At 47.6% G+C, this 26,441-nt stretch carries 24 protein-coding genes and 1 pseudogene; 9 read left to right on the forward strand and 16 right to left on the reverse strand.

The window, feature by feature from the left end:
* The first annotated feature begins 9 nt into the window (after positions 1-9).
* Positions 10-1,368 carry a cytochrome-c peroxidase gene (locus tag GC178_14570; GenBank protein ID MBI1288789.1) on the forward strand — a complete coding sequence of 453 codons (1,359 nt, stop codon included), beginning with the start codon at positions 10-12 and terminating at the stop codon, positions 1,366-1,368.
* A 3-nt stretch (positions 1,369-1,371) separates the two neighbouring features.
* On the opposite strand, the gene GC178_14575 is transcribed toward GC178_14570, so the two are convergent.
* Positions 1,372-2,340, reverse strand: coding sequence for a c-type cytochrome (locus tag GC178_14575; protein MBI1288790.1), 969 nt, complete (start codon positions 2,338-2,340; stop codon positions 1,372-1,374).
* Between the two features lie 248 nt (positions 2,341-2,588).
* Between GC178_14575 and GC178_14580 the strand changes: the two genes are divergently transcribed.
* A complete protein-coding gene (locus tag GC178_14580) occupies positions 2,589-3,008 on the forward strand; it encodes a hypothetical protein (protein MBI1288791.1) in 420 nt (139 codons plus the stop codon).
* A 41-nt stretch (positions 3,009-3,049) separates the two neighbouring features.
* Here the strand turns inward: GC178_14580 and GC178_14585 are convergent, their stop codons facing one another.
* The 3 genes from GC178_14585 to GC178_14595 form a co-directional block, all read right to left on the reverse strand.
* On the reverse strand, positions 3,050-3,529 hold the full coding sequence (locus tag GC178_14585; protein ID MBI1288792.1) for a hypothetical protein: 480 nt from the start codon (positions 3,527-3,529) through the stop codon (positions 3,050-3,052).
* A 72-nt stretch (positions 3,530-3,601) separates the two neighbouring features.
* A complete protein-coding gene (locus tag GC178_14590; protein ID MBI1288793.1) occupies positions 3,602-4,093 on the reverse strand; it encodes a rhodanese-like domain-containing protein in 492 nt (163 codons plus the stop codon).
* On the reverse strand, positions 4,083-4,820 hold the full coding sequence (locus GC178_14595) for a DUF547 domain-containing protein (protein ID MBI1288794.1): 738 nt from the start codon (positions 4,818-4,820) through the stop codon (positions 4,083-4,085). Before GC178_14595 ends, GC178_14590 begins: the two co-directional genes overlap by 11 nt.
* A 93-nt stretch (positions 4,821-4,913) precedes the next feature.
* On the opposite strand from GC178_14595, the gene GC178_14600 reads away from it, so the two are divergent.
* On the forward strand, positions 4,914-5,861 hold the full coding sequence (locus GC178_14600) for a L,D-transpeptidase family protein (protein ID MBI1288795.1): 948 nt from the start codon (positions 4,914-4,916) through the stop codon (positions 5,859-5,861).
* A gap of 1 nt (position 5,862) precedes the next feature.
* On the opposite strand, the gene GC178_14605 is transcribed toward GC178_14600, so the two are convergent.
* Entirely contained in the window at positions 5,863-6,573 is a 711-nt protein-coding gene (locus tag GC178_14605) for a YebC/PmpR family DNA-binding transcriptional regulator (protein ID MBI1288796.1), read from the reverse strand.
* Positions 6,574-6,676: 103 nt separating this feature from the next.
* On the opposite strand from GC178_14605, the gene GC178_14610 reads away from it, so the two are divergent.
* Together GC178_14610 and GC178_14615 are read left to right on the forward strand one after the other, a co-directional pair.
* On the forward strand, positions 6,677-8,782 hold the full coding sequence (locus tag GC178_14610; GenBank protein ID MBI1288797.1) for a hypothetical protein: 2,106 nt from the start codon (positions 6,677-6,679) through the stop codon (positions 8,780-8,782).
* Positions 8,783-8,858: 76 nt separating this feature from the next.
* On the forward strand, positions 8,859-9,119 hold the full coding sequence (locus tag GC178_14615) for an acyl-CoA-binding protein (protein MBI1288798.1): 261 nt from the start codon (positions 8,859-8,861) through the stop codon (positions 9,117-9,119).
* On the opposite strand, the gene GC178_14620 is transcribed toward GC178_14615, so the two are convergent.
* Complete coding sequence (locus GC178_14620) at positions 9,116-10,201, reverse strand: alkane 1-monooxygenase (GenBank protein MBI1288799.1); 1,086 nt, start codon at positions 10,199-10,201, stop codon at positions 9,116-9,118. The genes GC178_14615 and GC178_14620 overlap by 4 nt on opposite strands.
* 84 nt (positions 10,202-10,285) lie before the next feature.
* Here GC178_14620 and GC178_14625 point away from each other — a divergent pair, with 84 nt between their 5' ends.
* Both GC178_14625 and GC178_14630 read left to right on the forward strand, forming a co-directional pair.
* Positions 10,286-10,888, forward strand: coding sequence for a TetR family transcriptional regulator (locus GC178_14625; GenBank protein ID MBI1288800.1), 603 nt, complete (start codon positions 10,286-10,288; stop codon positions 10,886-10,888).
* Positions 10,889-10,916: 28 nt separating this feature from the next.
* The gene (locus GC178_14630; GenBank protein MBI1288801.1) at positions 10,917-12,125 is read left to right on the forward strand and encodes an aminoacetone oxidase family FAD-binding enzyme; all 1,209 of its coding nucleotides are present in this window, start codon (positions 10,917-10,919) and stop codon (positions 12,123-12,125) included.
* A gap of 3 nt (positions 12,126-12,128) precedes the next feature.
* Here the strand turns inward: GC178_14630 and GC178_14635 are convergent, their stop codons facing one another.
* From GC178_14635 to GC178_14675, 9 genes are all read right to left on the reverse strand, one after another.
* On the reverse strand, positions 12,129-12,737 hold the full coding sequence (locus GC178_14635) for a tetratricopeptide repeat protein (protein MBI1288802.1): 609 nt from the start codon (positions 12,735-12,737) through the stop codon (positions 12,129-12,131).
* A 2-nt stretch (positions 12,738-12,739) separates the two neighbouring features.
* A complete protein-coding gene (locus GC178_14640; GenBank protein ID MBI1288803.1) occupies positions 12,740-13,951 on the reverse strand; it encodes a hypothetical protein in 1,212 nt (403 codons plus the stop codon).
* Entirely contained in the window at positions 13,936-16,122 is a 2,187-nt protein-coding gene (locus GC178_14645; GenBank protein MBI1288804.1) for a peptidoglycan DD-metalloendopeptidase family protein, read from the reverse strand. The genes GC178_14640 and GC178_14645 overlap by 16 nt, the downstream gene beginning before the upstream one ends.
* Positions 16,119-17,477: a diaminopimelate decarboxylase gene (locus GC178_14650; GenBank protein ID MBI1288805.1), complete on the reverse strand. Its 1,359-nt coding sequence runs from the start codon at positions 17,475-17,477 to the stop codon at positions 16,119-16,121. The genes GC178_14645 and GC178_14650 overlap by 4 nt, the downstream gene beginning before the upstream one ends.
* A 126-nt stretch (positions 17,478-17,603) precedes the next feature.
* Positions 17,604-18,680: a biotin carboxylase gene (locus GC178_14655; GenBank protein MBI1288806.1), complete on the reverse strand. Its 1,077-nt coding sequence runs from the start codon at positions 18,678-18,680 to the stop codon at positions 17,604-17,606.
* Positions 18,680-18,928 carry a PqqD family peptide modification chaperone gene (locus tag GC178_14660; GenBank protein ID MBI1288807.1) on the reverse strand — a complete coding sequence of 83 codons (249 nt, stop codon included), beginning with the start codon at positions 18,926-18,928 and terminating at the stop codon, positions 18,680-18,682. Before GC178_14660 ends, GC178_14655 begins: the two co-directional genes overlap by 1 nt.
* A gap of 131 nt (positions 18,929-19,059) precedes the next feature.
* The gene (locus GC178_14665; protein ID MBI1288808.1) at positions 19,060-19,635 is read right to left on the reverse strand and encodes a helix-turn-helix domain-containing protein; all 576 of its coding nucleotides are present in this window, start codon (positions 19,633-19,635) and stop codon (positions 19,060-19,062) included.
* 136 nt (positions 19,636-19,771) lie between these two features.
* Positions 19,772-20,530: a hypothetical protein gene (locus tag GC178_14670; protein ID MBI1288809.1), complete on the reverse strand. Its 759-nt coding sequence runs from the start codon at positions 20,528-20,530 to the stop codon at positions 19,772-19,774.
* A 93-nt stretch (positions 20,531-20,623) separates the two neighbouring features.
* Positions 20,624-22,180 (reverse strand): hypothetical protein, encoded by a 1,557-nt coding sequence (locus GC178_14675; protein MBI1288810.1) that lies wholly within the window; start codon positions 22,178-22,180, stop codon positions 20,624-20,626.
* Positions 22,181-22,216: 36 nt separating this feature from the next.
* Here GC178_14675 and GC178_14680 point away from each other — a divergent pair, with 36 nt between their 5' ends.
* Complete coding sequence (locus GC178_14680; GenBank protein ID MBI1288811.1) at positions 22,217-22,912, forward strand: response regulator; 696 nt, start codon at positions 22,217-22,219, stop codon at positions 22,910-22,912.
* A gap of 44 nt (positions 22,913-22,956) precedes the next feature.
* A complete protein-coding gene (locus GC178_14685) occupies positions 22,957-25,041 on the forward strand; it encodes an acylase (protein MBI1288812.1) in 2,085 nt (694 codons plus the stop codon).
* 1,040 nt (positions 25,042-26,081) lie between these two features.
* Here the strand turns inward: GC178_14685 and GC178_14690 are convergent.
* Positions 26,082-26,192: pseudogene (locus GC178_14690) on the reverse strand (RNA-binding protein).
* Positions 26,193-26,441: the final 249 nt, after the last annotated feature.

Raw genomic sequence — 26,441 nt, forward strand, 5'->3', positions numbered from 1 at the left:
CAAACTACCATGAATCAACGTCTTACTTGGACGCTTGCGCTTCTTGTTTCGCTCAGTTTTATCGGCTGTCAGGAGGATTCCATAATTACGGATGATACGACCCAACCCAACGTGTTGGATGCCGCTTTGGATGAGGCATTGCTGAACGCCTCGAACGGTGTGGGTGCAGATTTCTACAAGCTCCCAACAAGTATGGATGCCATTCCACAGGATCCGAAGAACCCATTGACGGCAGCTAAAGTTGAATTGGGCAAGATGCTCTATCACGAGTCGGGATTGGCCACAAACCCGATGAATGAGGCAGGACGATTTACGTACAGTTGCGCAAGTTGCCATCATGCCGAAGGCGGTTTTCAGGCAAATCTCCCGCAAGGGATCTCTGAAGGCGGAATGGGTTTCGGACTGCATGGAGAAGGACGTTATCCGAACCCGGAATATGCCGTGGCCGAGCTCGATGTGCAACCCATACGAACACCATCTGTACTGAACATTGCCTATCAGACCAACGTGCTTTGGAACGGACAGTTCGGAGGCACACATCTGAACGCTGGGACCGAATCGCAATGGTTTGAGAACACACCCAAAACGTGGAATCATCTGGGTTTTGAAGGAACGGAAACGCAGGCCATAGCCGGTGTAATTGTGCATCGACAGGGCATGACCGAGCAACTGTACGACCAAACAGGTTACCGACCACTTTTCGAAGCTGCCTTCGGAACGTTGGGAGATGATACCCTGATGAGCAACGTTTATGTGGGTCTGGCCTTGGCGGCATACGAGCGCACAATACTTGCAACCGAAGCTCCATTTCAAAAGTGGTTGAATGGCGATAAAGCGGCTTTGAGCGAACAGGAAAAGCGTGGAGCCGTACTGTTCTTTACCAAGGCCGAATGCTACAAATGCCACAACGGCCCAGCCTTGAACTCCATGGATTTCTATGCCTTGGGGGTGAACGATCTGGGCGGTGCCGGTACGTATTTCACCAATTTCCCGGACGAGACCATCAATTTCGGACGCGGTGGATTTACAGGCAAAGAGGAGGACAACTACAAGTTCAAAGTGCCGCAATTGTACAATCTTATCCAATCACGTTTTTACGGGCACGGGGCTTCTTTTCACTCCGTGGAAGAGGTGGTGAAATACAAGAACAGAGCGGTTGCTGAAAATTCGGAAGTACCCGCGTCTCAACTTGCCGAGGACTTTCATCCGCTTGGTCTTACACAAGCAGAAATATCAGCAATCAGCGCGTTTATCGAATTCGGTCTTTACGATCGGAATCTGAAACGCTATACACCGGATCACGTTCTTTCGGGCTTCTGTTTCCCGAACAACGATTATCGTTCAGCCCAGGATCACGGCTGTCTTTAGCCGTCAATGAGCGGAGGCCAGCTCTTTCGGCTCATCGGCTGCTCCTTCTGGAAGTTCGCCAGAAAGTGATTGGAGAAATGTGGCAATGTCATTCACCTCCGCATCGCTCAACTTCTTGTTCAGATTGACCTCCGCCATAATGCTTACTGCTTCCTTCAGGTCGCTCACGCTGCCATCGTGGAAATAAGGTCCTGTTTCGTGAATATTTCTCAGACTTGGCACCTTGAACATGTATTTCTGAGCTTCATTTTTAGTGATGGCATACAATCCTTCATCGATCTTCTCGCTGCCAGTATAATTCCAGTAGTCTTTGAACTGCCCGAATTTCTGGAACGAATTTCCACCGACCATTTGCCCATTATGGCACGTGATGCAGCCAGCATCCAGAAACGCCCTCAGTCCTTCTTTCTCGGCAATGGTCAACGCTTTTGAGTCTCCTTCCAAATACGCATCAAAGCGAGAAGGCGTAACAAGCGTGCGTTCGAAAGCAGCAATTGCTTTTCGCAGATTGGTATAGGTGATAGGAGATGATTCATTCGGGTATGCTTCCGCAAACAGATTCCTATATGTGTCAATTCCCTTTAAACGGTCAACCAAAAATGCCTCGCTCGGAATTGCCATTTCAACTGGATTGAGAATTGGCATGCCTGCCTGTTCCTCCACGTCCTTGGCGCGACCATCCCAGAATTGAGTTGTGTGGAAAGCCGCATTCAGAACTGTTGGTGAGTTGCGGTCACCGAAACCTCCATTGTCGCCAGGAGAGGTCGGTAAATGATCCACACCACCTGTACTCAGATTATGACAAGAGTTGCAACTGATATTTCCCTCTTTGGAAAGACGTTTGTCGAAGTACAGCATCTTCCCCAGCTTCACCTTCTGCTCGGTAACAGGGTTCTCAGAATTCTCTGCCACCGAAGAAAGCGGTTTGAATATCTTTCTTGCCTTTTCGGCCACAAGACCATCCAATCGCATGTGTTCCGCAAATTCAGCCGCATTTTGATTCTGTTGGTGTGTTGCGGAATGGTCGCTACAACCAGTAAATACTGAGGTCAATACGACAGACCCAATGGCAATTGATAGAAGTTCTTTTTTCAATTTCGTGGTTTAGAGGTGTCCAAAAATATGTTGGGTTATGTTGGTTTGTGTAATGTGGATCACATTATCGACAAAGCAGAAACATCCGAATTCTTGGTTTGTTTAGCTTTGGACAAACGAATCTGATGAGGCAGAAGGACAAACGATTTGAATTGGAAGGAAAGATCATGACGTTGATCTTTGAGGACAACCGCAATACGGTGCATTTCGATTACCATGTGGACATTGATGACACCGACAACAGCATTATGCTTGACCTCTACACCAGAAACGCTCGGAATGGCGCCATTTTTCTGTTGCATCAAACACGCGGAACGAGTTCAATCGATGTCCTTCAGAAAATGATCCATCACCTGAAGCGTGAGAGCGTTTCGGACGAAAAGTATAGCTACACGGTGAAATGGATAGACCGAAATGACCCGAACAAGGAAGAACACGTTTCCTATTTCTACGAATCAAGTGAGCGCGAGGTGAGACGGAAGTTCTTCTATAATAGACGCGAACAGGATTACCTCATTACAATTGAGAAGAATCCGTTGTCTTAGGTGTTCTCTGCAAAGGGAACGAAACCCACCAAGGTCTCTTATCACTTCATAAGGGCAGCAAACCCACCACCGATGATCGCTCCAACGAAAATGAGACCATAGAGTCCCATAACGATTGCCGTGAAGACTCCAAAGAACTTGAACAGCGACTTCAAATTCATAAATGCTGCCTCCAAACCCATGGTATCAAGATGCTTGACGGCATCCACCACTTTGCTTGAAAAACGGTACAGATAAAGTGTTGGGAACAGGTAAATGATTCCCATAATGATATAAACAATACCGAAAACGCCCATATTTATCGGCCTATCTTCACTACCGGGAAAAGAGTTTCCCATTATGGTAATTGCAAGACCTGCAAATACGATCAAACCAATGAATACGAAACCGACAATACCAATGAACTTACCCCATTTGCCAGTTTCGGCAAGGTACGTTCTCATTCGGTCGTTAACCTCGAACTGACCCGATACTTGATCATCAAGCGACCCAAGCATGTTTGCGCTTTCTTCAGAACTCATAGACTGTTGAAGTTAGGTTTAAAACTTGTACAAGGTACATGATTCATTGGAAATCACAAGGTTTTTCACCTATCAATAGACCTTTTCTCCTTTGGTAAGAAACCGACTCCAATCCTTGTTGTAAGTGTGAACTTTCTGGGTGGTATCGTTCTGGTCATCCACAACTACGCCATCATGGTTTTTCCAATTGAAAATGCCTCCGTACAGATTATAAACATGCTTATAACCGGCATCTTGCAACTTTTCACCTATCCGCTCGCTTCGGTAACCGACCGAGCAATAAACAATGATGGTGTCTGTTTTCGGAATGCTTTTGACAGAACTTAGGTCGAAGTCGTTGTAACCGACAAACTCCGCATTTGGAAGATGGCTCACGTCATATTCCTCTTTCTCGCGCGAATCCAAAACTTTGGCATTTTTCCAATTTTCCACATCCGTCATCTGCGCAATTGGAACCGTGTTCCTGTAAAGCGTTTTCACCTCCTCATCCAACGAGGTGTTTTTCTGTCCGCAAGAGATGAGCGGAAGCAACAAGATCAATCCGAATATCAGTTTATTCTCCATTCAAACTCCAATCATAATCCAAATAACTCACTTTGGCCTTCTCGCTCACCGCCTCTTTGGCGTACTTCCGAAGGTATTCTTTCAAGCTGATCTCCTTCGTAAAATCCTTCCGATACCATTTGAATATGGCCGAAAGCTGTAACTTTTCACGTGCAAGAACATTCTTGGTCGTATCATTTATGAATCGAACCGCCTGGTTTGTCAATTGTTGTTCCAATTTGTCTGCCGTATAGGCTTCGTTGCGCAATTGCGGGCACGACATGGAAGCGCAGACGATGGCAAAATGGATCCTTGGTTCATCAAATTGCTTTCGCAAAATGGAATGTTCGATCGCGTTCAAACTCATTTCCTCGCTTCCTACTTCAAAGAATTTGATGTCCCAGACCGAATTGACAAACGGTACACCGTTCTTAATGTCTTTGATGCTGGAAACAGGATAATGGTCTAAGATCAACTTGACCGTAAAAGCATTGTAAGCATTGATCCAGAATGCGAGTTTTTCATCGCTGTCAGCAGATAACCTTGGCGGATTGGAGGAAAGCCAAAGCAGATAGTTGTTCAGTATTGCCGTATCGTTCAGAAATCCTCGGTACGAGACCCAACCTCTATCATCCACGTGTTTCTGAAGCAGTTGCGTCCATATCTGATTTCCGCCTGAGAAGCCACTCTGCGCATTGGCCTGACCGACAGCAAGAAGCAATAAAAACAGGACGGTTCTGAAATTCATCGGACACGAAGCTACATAAGGTCGGTTCACCGTATGTGATCACGGTCGCAATTTCGTCCTGCACATCGGCCAAAAGCCAATAATTTTACCTGTATGAAATTTCGTTTGCCGATCATGGGTCTGATGGTGCTGTTGGCGGCATGCAATGAAAAGCGGCCAATTGAGCATAATGCAGCAACCTCCAGCGACAGCATTGCTCCTGTGAAGATGGTTCGAGAACAATTTTTCACAGACACATTTCAAAAAGATGTGCTGATGAAGAACTACTTCCATGTAATGGACAGTTTGGTGGCACGCTACGACACCATATACAATTGGCCCATAACGGAGCATCTTCTCATACGGACGAATCCTTGGGTGATTGATACGCTGGCAAACACAGATTATTACACACAAAAGGCGCGCGGCATTTTCATTGAGGATCAGAAGGAAATGGTCATTCTACCGAAAGGAAGTGTGCTGATGATCCCCGATAGCCTGATGAGTGATTCGATTTCCGAAAGGCTGAAAAACACGGTCATCGATGTGAACATTCCAGAGTTCAATCTTCGCATTATGGAATATGGGAAAACCATTAAAGAATGTAAGGTGCGTGTTGGCCGTAACGACAAGCAATACATGAAAACTGCCGGTCGCGAGGCCGATCTTCGAACCGTTACAGGAATCGGATCCATTGTTCGGATTGCCCGCGACCCTTATTATGTGAATCCGACCACGGGCAAACGCTATTACGCTACGCGAAGAGATGACGGCAAATACACCAAGATGCCTCAGATACCGTGGTTGGAACCTGAATTGGATGGAATGCTACCTGGAGATCTGATCCATCCGACCACAAACCCTGAAACGCTCGGGAAGCCCTGCTCACATGGCTGTGTCGGTTGCTCGGAGACAGATGCTTGGTACGTTTACTACTCCGCTCCGATCGGAACCAAGGTTATCTTCCGCTATGATCTGGAAGTGATCACCTCAAAAGGCGACACCATCGAACTACCCGATATTTACAATAAGAAGAAAAGGCCCAAAAAGAATGCGAACTGAATCAGGCAATGTTGGTATAAACCGCCTGAACGTCATCGTCATCTTCAAGTTTGTCAATGAGCTTTTCGATGTCTACCATCTGCTCATCCGTAAACTCAACGGGTGAGGTTGGGAAACGCTCCAAACTGGCCTTGACCACTTCAATTCCCATGGCTTCAAGCGCCTGAGCGAGACTTCCAAAATGGGTGTAATCGCCATGAACGTAGATGGTATCGCCATCGTCAACGATCTCTTCCAAACCGGCATCGATCAGCTCCAACTCCATCTCCTCAATGTCCATTCCTTCGGTCTTATTGATCTCGAAAACCGCCTTACGGCTGAACATGAATTCCAATGAGCCATTCGGCACCAACGAACAATCGAACTTATTGAAATAGGAACGGACATTGGCCACGGAACGCGTGGTGTTGTCGGTTGCGCATTCTACAAACACAAGAACGCCATGTGGTCCTTTGCCTTCGTAATTGATCTCCGTATAGTCAGCGGCATCTTTACCCGTTGCACGCTTGATGGCCGATTCAATGTTTGCCTTGGGCATGTTCTGCCCCTTGGCATTGGCAATGGCCGTGCGCAACGCAGCGTTCATGTCCGGATCGGGACCACCTTCTTTTGCTGCCATGGTGATGGCCTTCCCGAGTTTCGGGAACACACGCGACATGTTGCCCCAGCGCTTTTCCTTTGCTGCTCTCCGGTATTCAAATGCTCTTCCCATTTCTTATGCGATATTTGGCGCAAATGTAAGGTTCATCCAAACTTTCGGAAACGAAAACTGCAGTGGCTGAACCGAAATGCAGGCAGATTAATACGCTATTTGAATGGGCCATTCCGATTATCGTGATATGAAAATGCGTCCTTCGGTTATACGTGTAAGATGGTTGACGCTGACAGCTTTGCTTCTGTCAGTAATGCTGGCCTCCTGTCAGCAGATGGGTCATTTGTTCAACTTTGGGACTAATTACGAGGTGGTCATCTTGCATCCTTGTGGCAAGTACGTAAGTGCCGATGGATTTAAGAGTGGTGAACTTCGGGCGAACCGAGACCATGCACAAACTTGGGAGAACTTTACCCTTTCTGAACTGTCCAATGGACAAGTGACCATCAGCTCCCATTCAGGTCGATTGGTAAAATTAGACGGAAGTACAAATGCCAAACTGATTGCGGACGGAGTGTATCTCACAGAAGACGCAGTCTTCAAGATGATAACGACCGAGGACGAACATGTGATCTTTCAATCGAGCAATGACAAATTTGTCAGAACAGATTCGGAAGAAAGGTTGACCGCCACTTCCGACAGCATGAAGGATGCCACGAAATTTGTGATCGTCAAGAAAAGAAAGCCACTCATCAAGAGCAATTTCAGGGACCATCAGCTTTTTTACTTAGGGTTGGGATTTCTACTTACACTGATCAGCATCATTCTATTTCATGCAACACCAAAAGATAAATTGGCCGTTGCCTTGTTGTTGCTTGGGGCTGTTTCCATACGCGTATTCTTGGCCGAGGTATCCGATCACCTCTTTCTTTGGGATGAGCAGTTTCATGCTTTGGTCGCAAAGAACATGATGAGCGATCCGTTCCACCCGATGCTTTTTGCCAATCCTACTCTTGGTTATGACCCGTTCATTTGGACATACGGTCGTGAATGGCTGCACAAACAACCCTTGTTCCTGTGGCAGATGGCACTGAGCATGAAACTTTTTGGAGTGCACACAACTGCCATGCGTCTGCCAAGCATCATCATGTCGGCACTGGTTGTACTGCTCATTTTCAGAATAGGGCAGATCGGATTCAACCGTAAAGCAGGCTATTATGGCGCATTGCTCTACGCCATGTCGTTTTTTGGTTTACGACTGACAACGGGCAGCATTCACACCGACCATAACGACACGGCTTTCCTGTTTTATGTTGCATGTAGCGTTTGGGCCTGGTTTGAATACGAACATGCAAGCATCGGCAATAAATGGAAATGGGCACTCTTGATCGGTCTATTTTCTGGAGCTGCCATTCTCAACAAATGGCTTACTGGACTGCTTGTATTCGCTGGTTGGGGCATCGTTCATCTCTTAGATGGCCAAAAACGTAAATCCAAACCCGGTTACCTGCACATGTTGGCCGCATTGGGCGTTTGTATTGTAGTTTTTTTGCCTTGGCAACTTTACATTCTCAACGAATTCCCAGAATTGAGCAGGTTTGAATATGCGTACAACTCCAAGCACCTGTTCGAAGTCGTGGAAGGTCATGGAGAACCGTTCGGCTACCACTTCGATAAATTTCAAGACATCTACAAGTTGAGTTTCGGGGTTTTCATCTTGCTCACGCTCATCTTTCTCCGAAATACGAAAAACACGCCATACCGCATATTCATGCTGGTTTCCATGATCATCGTTTATGGGTTGTTCAGTTTGGCCGTATCAAAAATGATCGCGTTCACCTATTGCATCTCGTTTCTGGTGTTCATTATTTTGGGATCAACCATCGATACGTTCTTCAAATGGGTGGTCATCAATCCTAAGATGAGTACAAGACCGATCTACTCGGTTCTATTTACAACGGTCATTCTATCAATGGTTTGCCTGTGGGATCTGGATCTGAAACGAATTGAGCAAGACCTGACCATGAAAGGTAAGAACCGCAACGATTTCATCGCGCAGCGCAAACGTTCAACTCGCATTTTCAAGCAACTCAACGATTCTGTGCCTGAGATGGAACGCACGGTGCTCTTTAATTGCAGACGAGGGGATGAGGTTCCTGCATTGTTCTTCACCGAACTGAGAGATGCGCATCCGGGCTATCCTACCAAAGCACAGGTTGAAGAGTTGAGAGAAAAAGAACTGTTGATGGCGGTATTGGACAATGACTCCGTTCCCAATTACCTTTTAGAGCAGCCTGATGTTCAGATATTGAAAACTGACTACTGGTGACCCGCAACCTTTGCACGATAGTCGGCCTATCGGAATGCTTTCGATATTTAATTTGCACGTTCAAACTGATATATCAATGAGCAACGTAGAAGAAGCAGCTGAGCGCCTGAAAACCCTTACCGAACGCCCATCGAATGAGGAATTCTTGAATCTCTATGGGTTATTCAAACAGGCCACTGTTGGGGACAATAGAACTTCCAAACCAGGTATGTTTGACATGAAAGGTCAGTTCAAATGGAAGGCTTGGAAAGACAAAAGCGGTATGTCTCAAGAAGATGCTGCCGATGCGTATGTTGCGCTTGTTAACGAACTCTTAGGAAAGTACGAACACTCCTAAGCCGCCTGCGCCACAGGAATTCTCAGGTCATCCGGATATTGTTCCTGCAACGCCTTCACACGCGGATTCATCACCGCAAACCAAAGTGGCGGAACCAGCGCCAACACGATCATCCCTGGATAACCGGTCGGCATTTGAGGTGAATCCTCAAAGTGACGTAGAACCTGATATTTCCTACTTGCTTTGTAATGATGATCGCTGTGTCGGGTCAGCTCAAAAAGCAGCAGCCTTCCCATAGGATGGTTGCTGTTCCAGCTATGAATTGGCAGCACTTTCTTAAAACCCTTTTCTGTTTTGTGGCGGGCAAGACCGTAATGCTCAACGTAGTTGACCACTTCAAGAAGAGAGAAACCAATGACCGAGGCCGTCAATGTCAGTAGCATGGTCGGAACACTGAAAATGACTGCAACAGCTACCAACAGACCGGTCTGGCAGAAAGCGTAGAATATCATCTCATTGCTCCAATGGTACCAAGGCAGGTCTTTCCTTCGCAGACGTTCAACCTCCAAGGTCCAAGCAGAGAGATAACCCATTATTACCGAACGGAAAATGAACGTGTAGAAAACCTCGCCATATCGTGCTGTTGCTGGATCCTCTTCGGTGCTTACATTCTTATGATGTCCTCGATTGTGCTCGATGAAAAAGTGCATGTACTGAGCTGTCAAGAGCAACGCTTTCGCCATACATTGTTCTGATTTCTTCTTTCTGTGACCAAGTTCGTGCGCCACATTTATCCCAAATGCCGCACAGCCGATGCCCATCGTAAAGGTCATACCTGCAATTTCATAAGCAGCCAGATCGGGTTGGCTCACTTCATACATGAAGAAAATGAACAGCGCCCATTGTACCGGAACGATCGCATAGACCAAGTAATCGTAGATCCTGTCATTTCGCTCCACTTCTTCCTCGGCTTCAGAGAGATTGACCGTTGAGCCTTTGCTGATCAACTCAATGATCGGAATCATGATGTAAACAAAAACAGGAAGAAACCACGACCACATTCCCTTCTCATAAAGCGCATAGAATCCGACAACGGGAATCAGAAAGACAAACAAGTATTTAAGTGCTCTGAATTTTGGCATGATGAGTAAAATTTGGTTGACACTAAAGTAGAAAGAAAAATCCATTAGTAAACTATTTTTCATTTTTAGTTTACCTTTGTTGTGATGGGAAGACAATCTGTAGCGAAAAAACGAATTAAGGACCCGATAAAACGGGATGCTTGGATTGAACAGCTTCTGCCCTACTTCATCCAGAACGGCATTAAAGCAACACCGATCGATGAGGTTGTTTCCATTCTTGGAAAATCGAAAGCCACGGTTTACAAGCACTTCGAATCGCACCACGAGATCGTTTCATTGGTCATTGCGCGGAAGCTGAACGACCTGAAGCATTTTGTTCCAATTCTCGGTGATCCATCAAAGACATATCAAGAACGCTATGTGCTGGCTGTTGCCTATATCTCCAAACATTTGGGAGATGTGAGTAACGTTTTCCTCTCCGACCTGAAAGAGATCTATCCAGACCTGTGGAATCTTATCAACTCCTTCAAACTAATGGCTTTGAATGAACTGCGAACCTTTTACATCAGCGGCATCCAGGACGGAACGTTTGAAGACATCAATCCTGACCTGATGGTATTGAGTGACGAACTTTTCTTCGATGCGCTGACCAATCCCGAATACCTCACTTCCAAAGGGCTGAATCTTCAGGCTGCGTTTGAAAGCTATTTCAAGATGCGATTCAACGGTATTTTGAAGCGCAGCTGAACAACTCAACGCACGTACCTTCGCCAACATGAAAGTTGCCGTAATCGGAGGTGGTGCCGCTGGATTCTTCGCTGCCATTCACGTGAGGGAGAATCATCCGAATGCCTCTGTTACCATCTTCGAGAAATCGCAGAAGGTGTTGGCCAAAGTGAAGGTTTCGGGAGGTGGAAGATGCAACGTCACCAACGGAACCGATTCCATTACCGAACTGGCCAAGGGATATCCACGAGGCGAAAGACAGCTTAAGAAAGCCTTTTCGGTTTTTAATAATCGAGACACACAAACGTGGTTCGAAAAACGTGGCGTGAAACTCTACACACAACCCGACAATCGGGTTTTCCCCACGTCAAATGACTCGCAGACCATCATTGATTGTCTGTTGAATGAAACCAAACGACTTGGAATTCAAATTCGAACTGGAGTTGGGGTTTCTGCCATTGAATCAATTGAAGGTGGAATCAGGTTGAGTTTTTCAGAAAGTGATTCAGAGCGTTTCGACAAAGTGATTGTTGCCACAGGTGGTTCTCCAAAGCGAACGGGGTTTGATTGGCTGGAAAAGTTGGGACACGAGATCGTTGAGCCCGTTCCCTCGCTTTTCACCTTCAATATGCCCAATGAATCGATTACGGAATTGATGGGCGTGGTTTCAGACAACGCATTGGTCAATATTCAAGGAACGAAGCTGAAAGCACAGGGACCGTTACTCATCACCCATTGGGGAATGAGCGGCCCAGCGGTTCTGAAACTATCTGCCTTTGGCGCGCGCACTCTGAGCGAAATGAGCTACCAGTTCAACGTTCAAGTGAATTGGATTGGTGAACCGAACTACGAAAAGGCTTCGGAAACCTTGAGAGAAGCGTTGGAAATAAATCCAAACAAGCAGATCTCGAACATCAAACCATTCACATTACCCGATCGGTTGTGGCTGTTTTTGCTTCAGCGAAGCGAAATTCCAGCAGAGAAAAAAGCCAACGAATTGAGCAAGAAACAATTGAACAAGTTGGTGAACACGCTCACAAACGATGAGTATTCTGTGAGCGGAAAAACCACTTTCAAGGAAGAGTTTGTGACCTGTGGAGGCGTGAGCCTTTCATCCGTGAATTTCAATACGATGGAAAGTCGCGTTGTACCGAATCTCTACTTCGCTGGAGAAGTGCTGGACATTGACGGAATTACGGGCGGCTATAACTTTCAAGCCGCTTGGACCACGGGTTTTATTGCTGGAAAACTGCGTTAGGTCTTACTTGATCAGACCCAATCCCTCAATCGCAGATTCATCATCTGGAGAAAGCAACAGCACCTTATTGAATAGCACTTTGGCCTCACGCATTTTGCCCATTTTGAGGCTCGTCCAAGCCATCATCAGGTTGAAATCGTAATCGAACGGATAGAGGTTGAAACCGACCTGAAAGTGCTGAAGCGCCTTATCGAATTCCTCTCTTCCGTAGAAAATTAATCCCAAACGATAATGCGCCTGCGAGTTCTTGGCGTCAATGCGCAGAATGTCTTCGTACTGCGATTTTACCTGATCCCAATTTCCAACTGCCGCTGCTGGATACACATAGCCAAATTTTGCCTCAACCGAAGCGGGCATCAGGTCGATGGCCTTTTTGTAATAGCTCATGGATTCGGTGAAAAGACCTGCCGAATAATGCAACCAGCCCAAGCGCAGGTTGAGTTCATAAGATGTTTCGCTATAAACCGCTTTCAGGTCTTTGATCGCCCCAGAAAAGTCGCTGTTGGACTCTTTTGTATAGCTACTCTTGAAAGCCGTTTGCAGTTCTGACGACTGTCCGAAGACACCCAAGGAAACCAACACGGAAAACGCTATTGCAAGGATACTTTTCATGCTTAGAAATTATAGTTCAAACCTACGTAGAAAGAGTGGAAATTATAGTTGAAAGATCGGCCACGTCCGTTTTCTGCTCCCAAGGCAGAAGTAGATACGTAAAACGAGCGCGATTCAACCGAATATGTGACCGACATGCTGAAATGGTCGGTGACATAATAGGTGGGTGAAATGGACCACAACCATTGCAATCTATCTCCACTATTGTTGCTGAAATCCATATTTCCATCCTCGATCATCCAGATCTGATGTCCCCAAATGAAGGTGCTTTTGACCCACGCCCGTTTGAAAAGCTGTCCTCCGATGCTTTGCGACACGAACGGATTGGGAGCCTTTCCGCCAAAGTTGTAACCGCCAGAAGTGATGGTGTACAATTTGGTTGAACCGAGCGGGTACCAGACCAACGAACCGCTTACAATATACTTGAGTGTATCTGAACTGGACTTTCCGGATTCACGGTAAATACCACCGTTTACAGACAAACGAAAATTGCCCAAATGCTGTTTGACGCTCAGCGCACCGCTAACATCCAGACCTGAAAGTGATGTGTCCTTGACCGACCAATTCAGTAGAACAACAGACGGTGTGATCGTAGTATGCTTTGCCACTTGAATGCCGATACTGGCCAAATAACCGACCTGCCAAACGTTATAATCAGCCCGCGCTGGATAGGTGCGCCTACGCTGACTGAGATAACCGACACCATGCCGCAATGTAATGCGCTTACCGAACTGATGGCCGAGATAGAGCGCAAAGTATGGCATGTCGCCCACAAAGTTCTGTGAAGTGGAAGCACGGTAACCTCCCAATGCCGAAATGCTGCTCAGAAATTTCGGCTTCATAACCTGAAACGTGTCCTTCTCGGCTTGTGACATTTTCGAACTCGTCACCAGCGCAGATTCGACATTTCCCGCATAAACAGATGACCAGTAACCGTAGCGTTTTGAGAACGGGTCGGCACTATTGAATTTCAAGGCTTTTTCAAATTCCTTTTCGGAGCGGAAATACTTGCCCAGCATGAAGTTGGCGTAGCCGTTCCGAGCGCGGATGTAATAGTAATCGGCACCCGATCTCTTGGCCAGTTTTCCGAGTTTCAGAACCCGTTTCCAATCGCCTTTCATGTAGGCGTTGTACTGGGCAGAATCTGACCAGACCTGCGAACGTCCGTTCATCGCAATGAGCACAAATGATATGACGATCAGCGCACTTCGCATGTGAACACTTTTTCGTTGCCATCCTTGCCGATAATGAACTTTGAGATCCCTTTGGAATCAAGTTCGATACGGAAATCCTTCTGCCGCTGTACGTTTCCAAGTGCTTTCACCTTGAGCGAAGAACTCAGCTTCATCCACTCCGCTTCCAGCGAATCATCGATCTCATCATAACTGACCTCATATTCTACTTTCACAACTGGATAAAATGGCGATGCAATGTCCAGCAACCCTTTGAGGAAACCTGAATAGATGTCATTTACAGGGAAATGGTCGGTGACCTTCAGATCGCGGTAGAAACCGAGCATTACCTTGTAGACGCCTGTGTAGAATTCGAACAGCGGTGATTTTTTATCCCCGATAAATCGGGTGAAGTAGAACAGCGTTTCATTGTTCACGAAGTAGGCAATTGCTTCGCTCCTGTGGCAGTAGATATATGTGCTATTGTATGCATCCGTAAAAACCTCCCACTTGAACTTTTTTCCATCCGATTCCAAGTTCAAAACCATCCCAGGAATGAGATTGAACGCCTTTTTCAGTAATGGATCCACTTTAATGTTGGAAATGGTCTGCCCTTCCTGTGGATAATCGAACGCATGGAATTTCAGACCATCAGCGGTTTTCTCCATGTAGTAGGCCACGGGATACTTCATTGTCTTACTGCCGATGTAGGGTGTGGCCTGCATCTGAAAATGGATATGTGGCTCAGGAGAACGTCCCGAATTTCCGAGGGAAGCAACGACCTGGCCTTTCTTCACGGGATCACCGACCGCAACTTTTATACTGTCCTTTTTTAAATGACTGAGCTGGGTGAACATGCCATCGCCATGACGGATGACCACGGTATTTCCCCAGTTTTTATCCAGGTTGACATCGCCAATGGCGTTTTCCTCAATTTCACTTTGTACAGCTGCCACCCAACCTGCCTGTGGCGCTACCACAGGACGGTTGAATCCGTAAAAGTCTTCCAACTGCGTTCCAGGATTCCGATAGGTCTTCCCCTCCTCATCCTCTATCACAAAATCGAACGCTTCTTTCCACTCTCCTTTATGAGTGATCTCGCCATCATGTCCTTGCGAAACCGTCCATTCGCCATAAAATGGCAGATAAATATGGAAATAGGTGTCGTTGGCGTAACGCTCCTGCTGGTTCAAGAAACGGTAAAGGTTTATCTCTGGAGAATAGGATTGCTCTACAATTGGAGTAAGCCCTTTTGGCGCCAATCTCAGCTTCAAAACATAAAGCGTAACCAGAACAAGTACGTTATACGGAAGCGAGTAGATCGGCAGCTGAACCACGGCAAACACATTTCCGATTGCCGCGATGAGAATGGCAATGACTGGCGATGCCAGCGCAACCATCAGGAACGTTCCACGGGAAGGAATGGTGAAAAAACCGCCCAACGCAATGGCGGACAGAATGAAGTTGAAACCGATGTAGCTGTAATGTAAATGCGAGAACTGCCCTTCCATAAAACTGAAGAAAAGGTAACCGCTAAAAAAACCGATCAGCGAAAGCACAAATGCAATCCGCGAGAAGCGGATCAACCCGATCATGATGACCAGTCCTGCCAGAATATTGAACTGAAAGAAGATAGCTCCGAGCGACCTTAGATATACGTCCAGAATGTCGGGAATGGGCAGGTTATCGACCTTATCGTAGAAGTTGACCAACGCTTCGCCACCATACGACCAAAGTTCATTGATGGTATAGATGCCGCGCTCGGTGAGTTGCAACCCACCGAATTCTCTACCAACCAAAAGAACGGTCCAAACCCCAAAAAGGAATGGAATACTCATGATGGGCAAGCCGTATTTGCTCAACTGCGCATTGATGGCCAAGGTGAAGAAGAGTGTAAACACAGACATCAGCACCAGCAAGAGAATGAACGGCACGTTCATATCGTAATACACCGCCATCACCATTCCCACCATCACGCTGTTGAAGCTGTACATGCCTTCGCGGATGTTCTTGTGGTCGAAGCCCAGAAAGTACGCGGTGAGAATGGCTATGAGCCCAGCAACGATCGCACTGATACCGACATACGGATCAATGAAGGAACAGAGCAGAAGGACAACGGCAAACACCTTGTCCAGACTGAAAAAAATCTGAGAGTAGCTGTGTAGCAGCCCCTCCCAGATCAATTTCCAAGTGTATTTCTGAGTTTCCGTCAAAGTTTAAACTCCTTCAGGTAATCAGGCATTTGTTCCTGCTGATCGATATTGGACAGTTCCTCACGCTTACGGATCAGGTGCGGTTTGTTCTGCAGATCGATCATCACCACGGCAGGCCGAAGCGCAATGAACTGCATCCATTGGGTCATGTTGTACGCACCAACGGTGTGAACCACTACTTGATCGCCCCGCTTCATTGGTGGCAGCGTAGCATTCTCGCGCACCACATCGATGTTCATACACAGCGGCCCGTACATCACGGTATCTTCCGTGTGGTGGCTGAACTCCTGCGCAGGACTGATCTTGTGATCATACCAGAACGAAGTGAACATGATATTTACCCCGAAGTCCATGATCGTTGCCTTGCGACCATCGCTCAAACGCTTGTTCGAGATCACGGTTCCAAGCAGGTAACCTGCCTCATCGATCATTGCACGACCTGTTTCCAGAATCAGCAGTGGCAACTCATCTTCCACAAATCCAGCATTCATGATGGAGGTTGAAATGGCCTCCGCGTAATCATCAAATGTTGGTGAAGTATCATATCCTGAAAGGAATGAGCCTTTGAGCGTGTTCTTGGAAGCAAAACCTCCGCCCATATCGATATACTGAATCTTCTTGCCGTACTTGCTTTGAATGCTCAACGCTAGCTCGGAAAGTTTGGTGGCAGCCACTCCGTACGCGTTCGCGGTCAACATGAATGTTCCGATGTGGCAGTGTAACCCGACCAGATCCATTCTATCGCTCAATACGATCTTATTGATGGCATCCCACGCTTGTCCGTTCTCGTAGTTGAAGCCGAAACGGTCCCACATTGGGTAAATGCCTGTATCCATATTGATACGGATGGCCACTTTCGGACGGATTCCTGTCTCTTCGCAAAGCTCCGTGAGCGTATAGAGTTCATCCAAGTGATCGATGTGGATCAGTGACTTGTTCTCCATCGCTAACTTCAGTTCATCCACGGTTTTGTCGGGTCCGTTGAAAATGATCTTGGAACCAGGCACACCGTTCTTCAGCGCTTTCTGGTATTCGAAGCCTGAAACCACTTCCGCCCACGAACCTAACTGATGGTAAACGTTGCATACCGCGCTGATGTAGTTGGTCTTGTAGCTCCAGGCAAACTGCACCTTCGGATAGCGTGTGGTGAACGCACGCGTTGCATCCTGATACGTCTCGTGGATCTTCTTCTGCGAGATGACGAACAGCGGAGAACCGTAATCTGCCAGCAGGTCTTTCACCGCGCAATCGTCAATGTGTGTTACTGGTTCGTACTCTGTCTTAGTACCGAACTTGTTCATTACCCCTGTGTTCAGCCTTCGGATAATTGGTCTTTCATAGCGCTGCTTTTCCATTTGTATTCGGTTTTTGGTTATCTGAAATGATGCTGGCTGTTACGAATTACGAATCCTTTCGAATATGACGAATTCACTTACCGAAAAACCAACTTTTTCTTGTCAACTTATTATCTGTTCAACTGATCAACTTGCTCTCTTCTTCGAAGAAGGTCCAAGCTCACCTGTCGTTGAAATCTCCTCAAATTCCTTCATGTTCACGATCAGGTCCCATGAGTAGCGGATGAACATCTTCCCGATCTCGTAATCGGTAAAGGTCTCAACCTTCTCTCCCAGCGCCAGTTTCACCAACGCTTCCGGAAGGTTCTGTCCGCAGCCTACGGCCAGATACACCCAAGCTGGGAACCGAGGATTGATCTCGAGCAGGTAATATTCATCATCGCTTGTTTTGATGTACTCGAGCTCCATGCCGCCACGCCACTTCGAACTGGCGATCATTGATTTGGCCTCTTTCAGCAGACCTTCATCATCCAAGCTCACTCCTGCCCAAGCTTTTCCCTTATCGGTGATGTATTGCTTGCGCATCGGCACCGCTCCTACCATGTTCCCTTCGCCATCGCCAAGGGCCACAATATTCACTTCAGTTCCATAAACGAACTGCTGAATGACGATCGGCAATCCCCACTTGGCCGCGATCTTATTGAAGTATGTGACCACCTGCTCCTGATTGTAGGCAATGTGTGCATCGTAAAACTGGCCTTTGACAACAACAGGATATGTGAAGTCCTGAGCCAACTTTGGAACCTCGGCCGTGGAGAAGATCATCTTGCTCTTTGGAACCAATAGCCCGTGCTTCTCTCCGAACTCTTCCAAGTTCACCTTGTGGCGAGCCTCAAACTGCTCTACCGAAGGAAGGAAGGTCTTGATGTTCAACTCCTTCTCCATCCTGTCTGCCAGTTTGATGAAGTTGTAAAGCTCTGCATCGAAATTCGGGATAAGCACATCGATGTTCTCCAACGAGTTGATGTAGGCAATGCGACTGTAGATCACCTCTGTTCCAGACTTCGGAAAAGGTATCTGGTAAACGTAATCTACCACATCATGCATGTAAATGCCTGGCTCAAGTGCCTCATAACTCAAACCGATGATGCGTACATCGAACTCTTCGCTATCTCGCAGCGCGCGGATCACAGGTACTCCCGGTCCTGGACTGTCAATGTTGTTCAGTCCCGTAACTGCTATGGTGAGTTGCTTTTTCATAATTACTCTGCGTCAAGAAGTTTGTATTGCCCCAACATTTTCAGGAAGTCGTAGTAGTCCTTGTCAAACGTATCATCATCCACATCATACGATGTGCGGACCATGGTTTTGATCTCGGCCTCACTCTTGCCGTCCTTCATCAGTTTGAGGATGTCTGTTCCAACTCCGTTCAGCGAGAACGAGTCTCCGGTTGTCGGGTTGAAAACGAATCCTGACTCACTTACTGCGATGTTTTTCTTTAAACTGATCATGGCTTCCTTGTTTTATGGTTATTCAATTGTCTGATTCAAAGTAACGGGTTGTGTTCGGGCCGCCTTTTACAGTATTAATAGTTCCTTGTGTAACATTCGAAGCGCTTCTACCCTATTCAACCGGAAAGGTTTTAGACAAGTCTATCCAGCGGAATCCGACCCCCACCTTTACCTTCTTTAAACTGTTTGGGAGTAACACCCGTTACCTGCTTGAACTGGTTACTGAGATACTGCACACTACTGTATCCCATTTGGTATGATATTTCACTGAGCGATAGGTCTTTATAACTCAAAAGTTCCTTCACACGCTCGATCTTCAGAAGGATGATGTACTTCTCCAGCGTGGTGTTCGTCTGTTCCGAGAAAACCCGGCTGAGCTGATGATAAGGCATTCCGGTACGTTCACTCAAGTGGTCGGAATTTCGGATAAGCGAATTGGCGTTATTCCCGTGGTAAAAAAGCTCAATGGCAGCCGCCTTGATCATCTCCACGGTCTTCTGTCCGTCATCTTCCACCAGCGAGAAACCGATGGATGGAAGCGCATCAATGAACTGGGCCAACTGTCGGTCATCATCATAACCTACAACTGCACGGCCAAGCGAAATACGCTCCACTTCGGTCATGTCCAATTGCTTAAGCATCTGGCGCACCGCCACAATGCAGCGGCTGCTTACCATGTTGCGGATATAGAGTTCTGCTGCTTGCATCGTCCGCCAAATTAATATTATCGGAATCAATCAAGCGTTACAGAATTGTCAACAGGTTTAATGAGATTGAAATTTCCTGAACAAAAAAGGCCGATCCCCGAAGGAACCGACCTCACCCACATTATACCGCAACCAATTATTCGATGGTAACCGATTGGGTTTTAACTTTTTCCGTTACGAAGAAAAACTGCTTGCCAGATTTTGTGGCAGCTTCAATCTTGTAAGGAGCCACCTGCGCAAAATTGGATCCTGAGCCCATGCCATCTATCTCTGCCTCTGTAAATGTGCTCGAAGTGGCGTTTCCTGCTTCCACATGCACCACACCTCCGAGCATGAAATACACCGAATCAGCACCAGTCACATTGGAGACCGATAACGTATAATTTCCGGTGGCAGGGACGGTGGTTGCACTTGAAATGGTTCCAAGTGTTGGAAAACCGATGCTTGTTGTGTGCGTGAAGGCGGGAATATCGCCCGCGCCACCGACATCCCATGATGCTGTGGAGCCGAAATCGATTCCAGACGGATTGGTCTGCGAGGGAGTGTAAGCATAGGAATTGTTCTCGTACTGAGTCAGCGACTCACCTTCGGCAGAGACCGAACCGGCATTCACAAACGTGCTGTAATCGGTGCCATTGAAAAAAGCTGCCGCAGCAATTCCAAGCTCTATCTCCTGAGTTGGCAGCCCGAATCCTGGATCGATCGTGGTAACCGTTTTTACGGCCGATAATGTTCCATAACCTTCACCAACTGTAGGTGTTGGAGGATCGCTTGCAGGATCGGAAGGCGTGCTGGTATCGTCTTTTTTTGTGTTGCACGATGCAACGGCAAAGGAAACAGCACCGGCCAAAACCAGAAACCGCGCCCACTTGAATGTTTCGCTCAAAGTTTTCATGTTGAATTTTTTGGGGTTTAGAATAATTGGTTACTGGAACAAAACACGGAAGTCTCCCATGTTTCTGCGTACGCGGATTTACGTAATTGCCAATTATTCGGCAGCCCGGAATCGGGTCAACACCCACTTTCCTTCCTGATGGATCACAGGGCCGAGTTCATCGTTGAACTCACACGTTTCCAGATCGTCCAAACGGTAATCGATGTGTTTGGCCGAACCTCGGTAGTTGCGGGTCCGATAGAGCTTTACGGCATGAGCCCGTGCATCAATTCCCTCCAAATTTTCAATGGAAACACCATAGATCTCCTTGTAATCCTCGTACCAAGGCAACATGAAAAATGGCTCATGCACAATGGCCTGATAATGAATGGGCATGCTCCGCTTGGCCTGACATGAAAAAGCATTGTCATCGGGTGAAACAAGAACTGAAACATCCTTGGGTGTGTTCTCCGCGATCCAGAAATGCATCTTCTCCAGATCAGAATAAACACGATTACCGATCATGTACTTGTGCTGAAACCGTTCAGGAAGATATTTCGAATTGGTGATCGCTATTAGAACTAAGAGACAAAGCGATAAAGAGACAGGACCAAGGATTCTTCTGAACCTGAACAACGGCAGAAGCCCGGACAATAGTTGCCCTATCAAACCCGCCACCATGATGGAACTGAACGCTTCCACCCATATCGTGGTCTTGAACCATTGTGTTTTGCCAACGGAATAAATGTGCAGACCTTCCAGACCGATGGCATAAACGGCCATTCCAAAAATTGCCAAAACCACCAACGACAGGTAAAACCGGTTGTCGCGTGGCTTGGTGACGTAGTAGCTCATCAACCCCAAAACCAACAATCCCGCAAACTTGATGTAATGCGTTATCGGAAACAGAATTGGCAGGAAATGATGGTGATTTCTAAACCTGTATAATATGGTGTAGTAGAATTCCTTGTCGAAATCGGACGCCTCACCGAACTGACGTTGAAACGTTGGGATCAATATCAATGCTGCCAACAACAGATAGGGAATGGAGAACCTTACAGTATTCCCAATGTCTCTTCTTGAAAGAAGTTCTATCCCGCCCAAAAGCAAGAACAGTTGCAACCCAACAAGCGGTTGGAACAGCGTGGCGACACCAAGAATAATTCCCGCAAGAAGCTTCCTGTTCAAAATGAACTGTAAAAGCGCGAAGGAGGAAATTCCTTTGGCCACCGTGCTGGAAATAAAGCTACTGTACATCACGTGGTTTCCACCAACGGTGAAATTGTAGAACACCATCATGGCAAAAACTGGAGCAAGTAGCGCTGCCCAACGGTCATGGAACCATTTTTCCGCTATGCGCGAAAGCGAATACGCCATCAATCCAATGCAACAGAACGTGAGAACGAAAAGTCCCCATTCCAAACCGATGGTCTCGGCTACAAAAAGAACCAATTTCTCGTAGTAGAAACGGATGGTGAAAACCGAATTGGAAGCATTGACGAAATAATCGTTCGGGTAGAGTTGTGGGTCCAACTGCTGATAGATCTGAGGCAAGTGTTCTGCCTGATCGTCTGTATTGAACTGGTAACCGCGAACCAGCAGAAACAACGCAGCCACAAAAAGTGCATACCCGAATTGGGGTAAAGAACTTCCGAAAAGTCGCTGGCTCATCTGTTGGGCGGAATTACCGTTAAATTCGTGGGCAAGATAGCTATGAACAAACGGATTCTGCTGGTTGAGGACGAGGAAAGCCTCCAAGATATCATTAAACTGAACTTGGAATTGGAAGGCTATGAGGTTTCTGCCGTGAACAACGGCAAAACCGCCTTGGAGGAATTTGCCCGTAAGCGGTTCGACCTGGTGATTCTGGATGTGATGCTTCCCGAAGTGGACGGTTTTACCATCTGCCAAACCATTCGACTGGAAAACACCAAAGTTCCTATCCTGTTTCTCACCGCAAAAAGTTCGGCAGAAGACCGCGTGTTCGGTTTGAAGATCGGTGGAGATGATTACCTCACCAAACCGTTCAACTTGGATGAATTTCTACTCCGTGTTCAGGCATTACTGAAGCGTGGAGCGACCGAGTTCAACAAGTCTGTAGACACGTTCAGTTTCGGCAACTGCAAGATCGATTTCAGTTCGTTCACCATCAAAGACATTGACGGGAACGAACATCAGCTTTCCAAAAGGGAGATGAAGCTGCTGCGCCTTTTTGTCGATCGGAGAAACGAGGTCCTCTCGCGCGAAACGATATTGGAAACGGTCTGGGGCTATGATGTGTTCCCTTCCACCCGCACCATCGACAACTACATTCTCGCCTTCCGAAAGTACTTTGAGAAAGATCCCAAAGACCCCAAACATTTTCTTTCTGTTAGGAGTGTCGGCTACAAGTTCGTGGCCTGAACTACGAATTGTATTTTCACGGCTCATTCTCAATTCCAGTTCAAATGTTCTCACGATTTCTGCTATGCCTTTACGCCCTTAGCGTATGGCAAATTGCCTTTTCACAGACCATCGACCCGAAAGATGTGACCATTGTGCGCGACCCGTTCGGAGTGCCGCACATTTTCGGGAAGACCGATGCCGATGCCGCTTATGGTCTTGCGTATGCACATTCTGAAGACAACTTTCACGACATCCAGTTGGCGGTGCTGGCCGGGCAAGGTAGGTTGGGAGAAGTGACCGGAAAGGAAGGCGTGCTTTTCGATTTCGGTCTGAGGTTGCTGAACATCGACTCGCTGGTGGAAGCGCGGTTCGAAAAAGACCTGTCGCCCGAATTCAGAGCCACGCTGCAAGCCTATGCACAGGGTTTGAATGATTTTGCGGCCAAGCATCCGAAAGAGGTCCTTCATAAAAAACTCTTCCCTGTGGAAGCGAAAGACCTCGTAAAAAGTTCTACGCTGAGCGTTTCGCTGATGGCAGGTTTGGGCATGGCGTTGAAAGCGGTGAATGAGAACCGCGTGGAAGAATTCCTCGGTTCCAATGAAGCACATACCGGAACAGGCTCCAATGCATTGGCAGTTGCATCCGAAAAAATGGATGACGGACTTCCTTATTTATTGGTCAATTCGCATCAGCCGATCGAGGGACGATTTGCATGGTACGAAGCGCACGTGGTAAGTGATGAAGGTTGGGATTGCATCGGAGGACTTTTTCCTGGTGGCACCACCGTTTTTGTCGGCTCGAACCAGAACCTTGGCTGGGGGCACACCTTCAACTACCACCAGTTTGGCGACATCTATAAATTGGAGATCAACCCGAAAAACAAGAACCAATATAAATATGATGGTGAGTGGAAGGATTTCTACATCCGAAAAGTGAAGTTGAAAGTGAAAGTGGCGGGAATGAGGATTCCTGTCTCTCGCAAGGTGAAATGGTGTACTTACGGCCCCGTTTTCGAGAACAAGTACGGTTCGTGGGGATTCCGATTCCCTGCATACAACGACATTCGGGCAACCGAACAATGGTTCCGAATGAACAAGGCCCAAAACTTTGGGGAGTTTACCGAGGCGATGAAAATGCAAGCGGTTCCACTCTTCAATACGGTGTATGCAGATAAGGACGGAAACATCATGCTGCACTCTGGCGGAAAAATGCCCAAGCGCAATCCAAAGCTCAATTGGACCTATCCTATCACGGCCAATACATCTGATTACAAATGGACGGAGATCCTTGATTATGAGCAGCTGCCACACGTGGAAAATCCCGAATGCGGTTTTGTTTACAACGCCAATAACACACCGCTCCATTGCACAGGCGACAGTTGCAATTGGAATGAGTATTTCCCTGGACTTCAGACGTTTGAGTACAACCGAGGCGAGCGTTTCGGCTACCTGATGAAAAGCCATGAAGGATCATTTACGGAAGCCGACCTGAAGCGCATCAAATTCGACATGAAGTATCACCCGAATGGAATTTACGAGCACAAATTCGCAGCCATGTACAACTTGGACGAAACGAAATATCCAGACATTGCCGATGCCATCCAAAAACTGAAACATTGGGACAAAGCGGGCAATGCCGATAACATGGATGCGGCCTTGGCCATGGTCACGCACGAGTTTCTCCGCCAAGCCATTGATGCACCTTTTGCGCTGCTGATGGTTCGGCAGGAACCGCTTTCGGAGGAAATGGCCGTGGACGCCATCCGCAAAGCGAAGAAATTGCTACTGAAAACGCACGGAACATTGGATGTTCCTCTCGGAGAAGTTCAACGTCTTGTAAGAGGAGATGTCAGTTTCCCGGCCAACGGTCTTCGCGAAGTTCCACGCGCCAGCGACACCAAACTGCACGACAAGAAGAATGGAATCTATAAGGTAACGGGTGGCGATGGTTACATTCAGATAGCGCGGTTCGGGAAAGATGGCGTGAACATCCGCAGCATCAATGCGTTCGGTGCAAGTTCTCGGCCAGAGAGTTCGCATTACACCGACCAGATGAAACTCTTCACCGACCACGAATACAAGCAAGTTCCAATGGACAGAGCAACATTGGAAAAGAATGCCGAGCGGGTATATCATCCCGGAGAATAGCCCCTTTTCTATGTAATGTATCTGACAATGGAGAATTCCTTATGATTTCCATCACATAGCACTCGGCTCAAACTCGCATATTCGCACCCATTAAAATTTACCATGAAAAAACTGACCCCATTCCTTCCCTTCCTTCTTTCCGTTGTGTTTACCTCAGCGGTGTATTCGCAGCAGAGCTGCTCATTCATCATCCACGTAGATGGAGACAACGGAACCGATGATGCTTCCTGCGGAGGCGAAGGTTCTCCGTGTGCCACCATCAACTATGGTATTCAGAGGGCTGGAACCGAAGGTTATTCTGACGTCCGCATTGCAATTACCACAAACCCTTACGCGGAAATTGTGGAGATAGCCGATGGAATCAGCCTCTGGGGCGGATTTGATTCTCAATGGAATCTGGTGGGACTCACCGAAATTGAAGGAGGACTTGACAACAACAGCGAGGTTTATACTGTCAAGGCCAGCAATGTCAATTCGACCACTGTGCTTTCCGATCTGGAAATAACCGCGCCCAACGCTACCATTGCCGGTAGAAGTTCTTACGGAATGCATATTTCCAACAGTACGGGGTTGGTATTCCAGCGCGTGACCATTCATGGTGGAACAGGTTCACAAGGTGATTCTGGAACTGGGGGAACCGATGCTACCGTGGTTGCCGTGAATGGCACAAATGGAGGCGATGGTGACGAATACAACACCTCCTGCAACGACAGTAGCGCAGGAAGCGGTGGTACAGGCGCGACAACTCCTGGCTATGCGAACACGAAAGGAGGAAACGGAGGCCGTGGCGGACACATGGACAGCGATTGCAGCTTTCCTCCCAGCTTGAACGCAACGGATGGCGTTGCCGGATCGAACGCCACGGATTTTCAGACCAATAGTTACGGTTACCGAGGTGGCGGTGGCGGTACATGCAGCAATGGAAGCCCCGGGCAGAACGGCAAAACCGTTCATGGCACAGGCGGCACGGGTGCAACGTCTTCGGCTACATTGAATGGAGATTTTTGGATTGCCACAACAGCTGACCCAGGCACTTTGGGCGATAATGGCACCGGAGGTGGCGGTGGCGGTGGCTCAGGCGGCTGCGACAGCGGAACCGATTCTTATGGAGCCGGTGGCGGTGGCGGTGGATCTGGCGGCATTGCCGCTTCTACGGTTGGTACCGGTGGCCAATCCGGTGGCAATAGTGCTGCGCTTTTTCTTGTGAACTCCACTTGCTCGGCCATTGATTGTTCCTTCCTTCTTGGCTCGGGCGGTATTGCAGGTGCCGGTGGCGAAAGCGGACAAGGCACAGCTGGCGGCCAAGGTGGTCAAGGCGGTTACGGACCAGGAACTGGAGATGGCGGAAATGGCGGCAACGGTGGCGATGGCGGCAACAGCGGTGGCGGTGGCGGTGGAGC

The sequence above is a fragment of the Flavobacteriales bacterium genome (genome assembly GCA_016124845.1).
Classification (GTDB): Bacteria; Bacteroidota; Bacteroidia; order UBA10329; family UBA10329; genus UBA10329.

Excerpts from the sequence above, each read along its gene's own strand:
- GC178_14585 (MBI1288792.1), bottom strand. The coding sequence starts at position 3,529 with ATGAGTTCTGAAGAAAGCGCAAACATGCTTGGGTCGCTTGATGATCAA.
- GC178_14670 (MBI1288809.1), bottom strand. The coding sequence starts at position 20,530 with ATGAAAACTTTGAGCGAAACATTCAAGTGGGCGCGGTTTCTGGTTTTG.
- GC178_14590 (MBI1288793.1), bottom strand. The coding sequence starts at position 4,093 with ATGGAGAATAAACTGATATTCGGATTGATCTTGTTGCTTCCGCTCATC.
- GC178_14660 (MBI1288807.1), bottom strand. The coding sequence starts at position 18,928 with ATGATCAGTTTAAAGAAAAACATCGCAGTAAGTGAGTCAGGATTCGTT.
- GC178_14610 (MBI1288797.1), top strand. The coding sequence starts at position 6,677 with ATGGGCCATTCCGATTATCGTGATATGAAAATGCGTCCTTCGGTTATA.
- GC178_14620 (MBI1288799.1), bottom strand. The coding sequence starts at position 10,201 with ATGCCAAAATTCAGAGCACTTAAATACTTGTTTGTCTTTCTGATTCCC.
- GC178_14630 (MBI1288801.1), top strand. The coding sequence starts at position 10,917 with ATGAAAGTTGCCGTAATCGGAGGTGGTGCCGCTGGATTCTTCGCTGCC.
- GC178_14570 (MBI1288789.1), top strand. The coding sequence starts at position 10 with ATGAATCAACGTCTTACTTGGACGCTTGCGCTTCTTGTTTCGCTCAGT.
- GC178_14675 (MBI1288810.1), bottom strand. The coding sequence starts at position 22,180 with ATGAGCCAGCGACTTTTCGGAAGTTCTTTACCCCAATTCGGGTATGCA.
- GC178_14580 (MBI1288791.1), top strand. The coding sequence starts at position 2,589 with ATGAGGCAGAAGGACAAACGATTTGAATTGGAAGGAAAGATCATGACG.
- GC178_14665 (MBI1288808.1), bottom strand. The coding sequence starts at position 19,635 with ATGCAAGCAGCAGAACTCTATATCCGCAACATGGTAAGCAGCCGCTGC.
- GC178_14575 (MBI1288790.1), bottom strand. The coding sequence starts at position 2,340 with ATGCGATTGGATGGTCTTGTGGCCGAAAAGGCAAGAAAGATATTCAAA.
- GC178_14650 (MBI1288805.1), bottom strand. The coding sequence starts at position 17,477 with ATGGAAAAGCAGCGCTATGAAAGACCAATTATCCGAAGGCTGAACACA.
- GC178_14635 (MBI1288802.1), bottom strand. The coding sequence starts at position 12,737 with ATGAAAAGTATCCTTGCAATAGCGTTTTCCGTGTTGGTTTCCTTGGGT.
- GC178_14615 (MBI1288798.1), top strand. The coding sequence starts at position 8,859 with ATGAGCAACGTAGAAGAAGCAGCTGAGCGCCTGAAAACCCTTACCGAA.
- GC178_14625 (MBI1288800.1), top strand. The coding sequence starts at position 10,286 with ATGGGAAGACAATCTGTAGCGAAAAAACGAATTAAGGACCCGATAAAA.
- GC178_14605 (MBI1288796.1), bottom strand. The coding sequence starts at position 6,573 with ATGGGAAGAGCATTTGAATACCGGAGAGCAGCAAAGGAAAAGCGCTGG.
- GC178_14685 (MBI1288812.1), top strand. The coding sequence starts at position 22,957 with ATGTTCTCACGATTTCTGCTATGCCTTTACGCCCTTAGCGTATGGCAA.
- GC178_14595 (MBI1288794.1), bottom strand. The coding sequence starts at position 4,820 with ATGAATTTCAGAACCGTCCTGTTTTTATTGCTTCTTGCTGTCGGTCAG.
- GC178_14640 (MBI1288803.1), bottom strand. The coding sequence starts at position 13,951 with ATGCGAAGTGCGCTGATCGTCATATCATTTGTGCTCATTGCGATGAAC.
- GC178_14600 (MBI1288795.1), top strand. The coding sequence starts at position 4,914 with ATGAAATTTCGTTTGCCGATCATGGGTCTGATGGTGCTGTTGGCGGCA.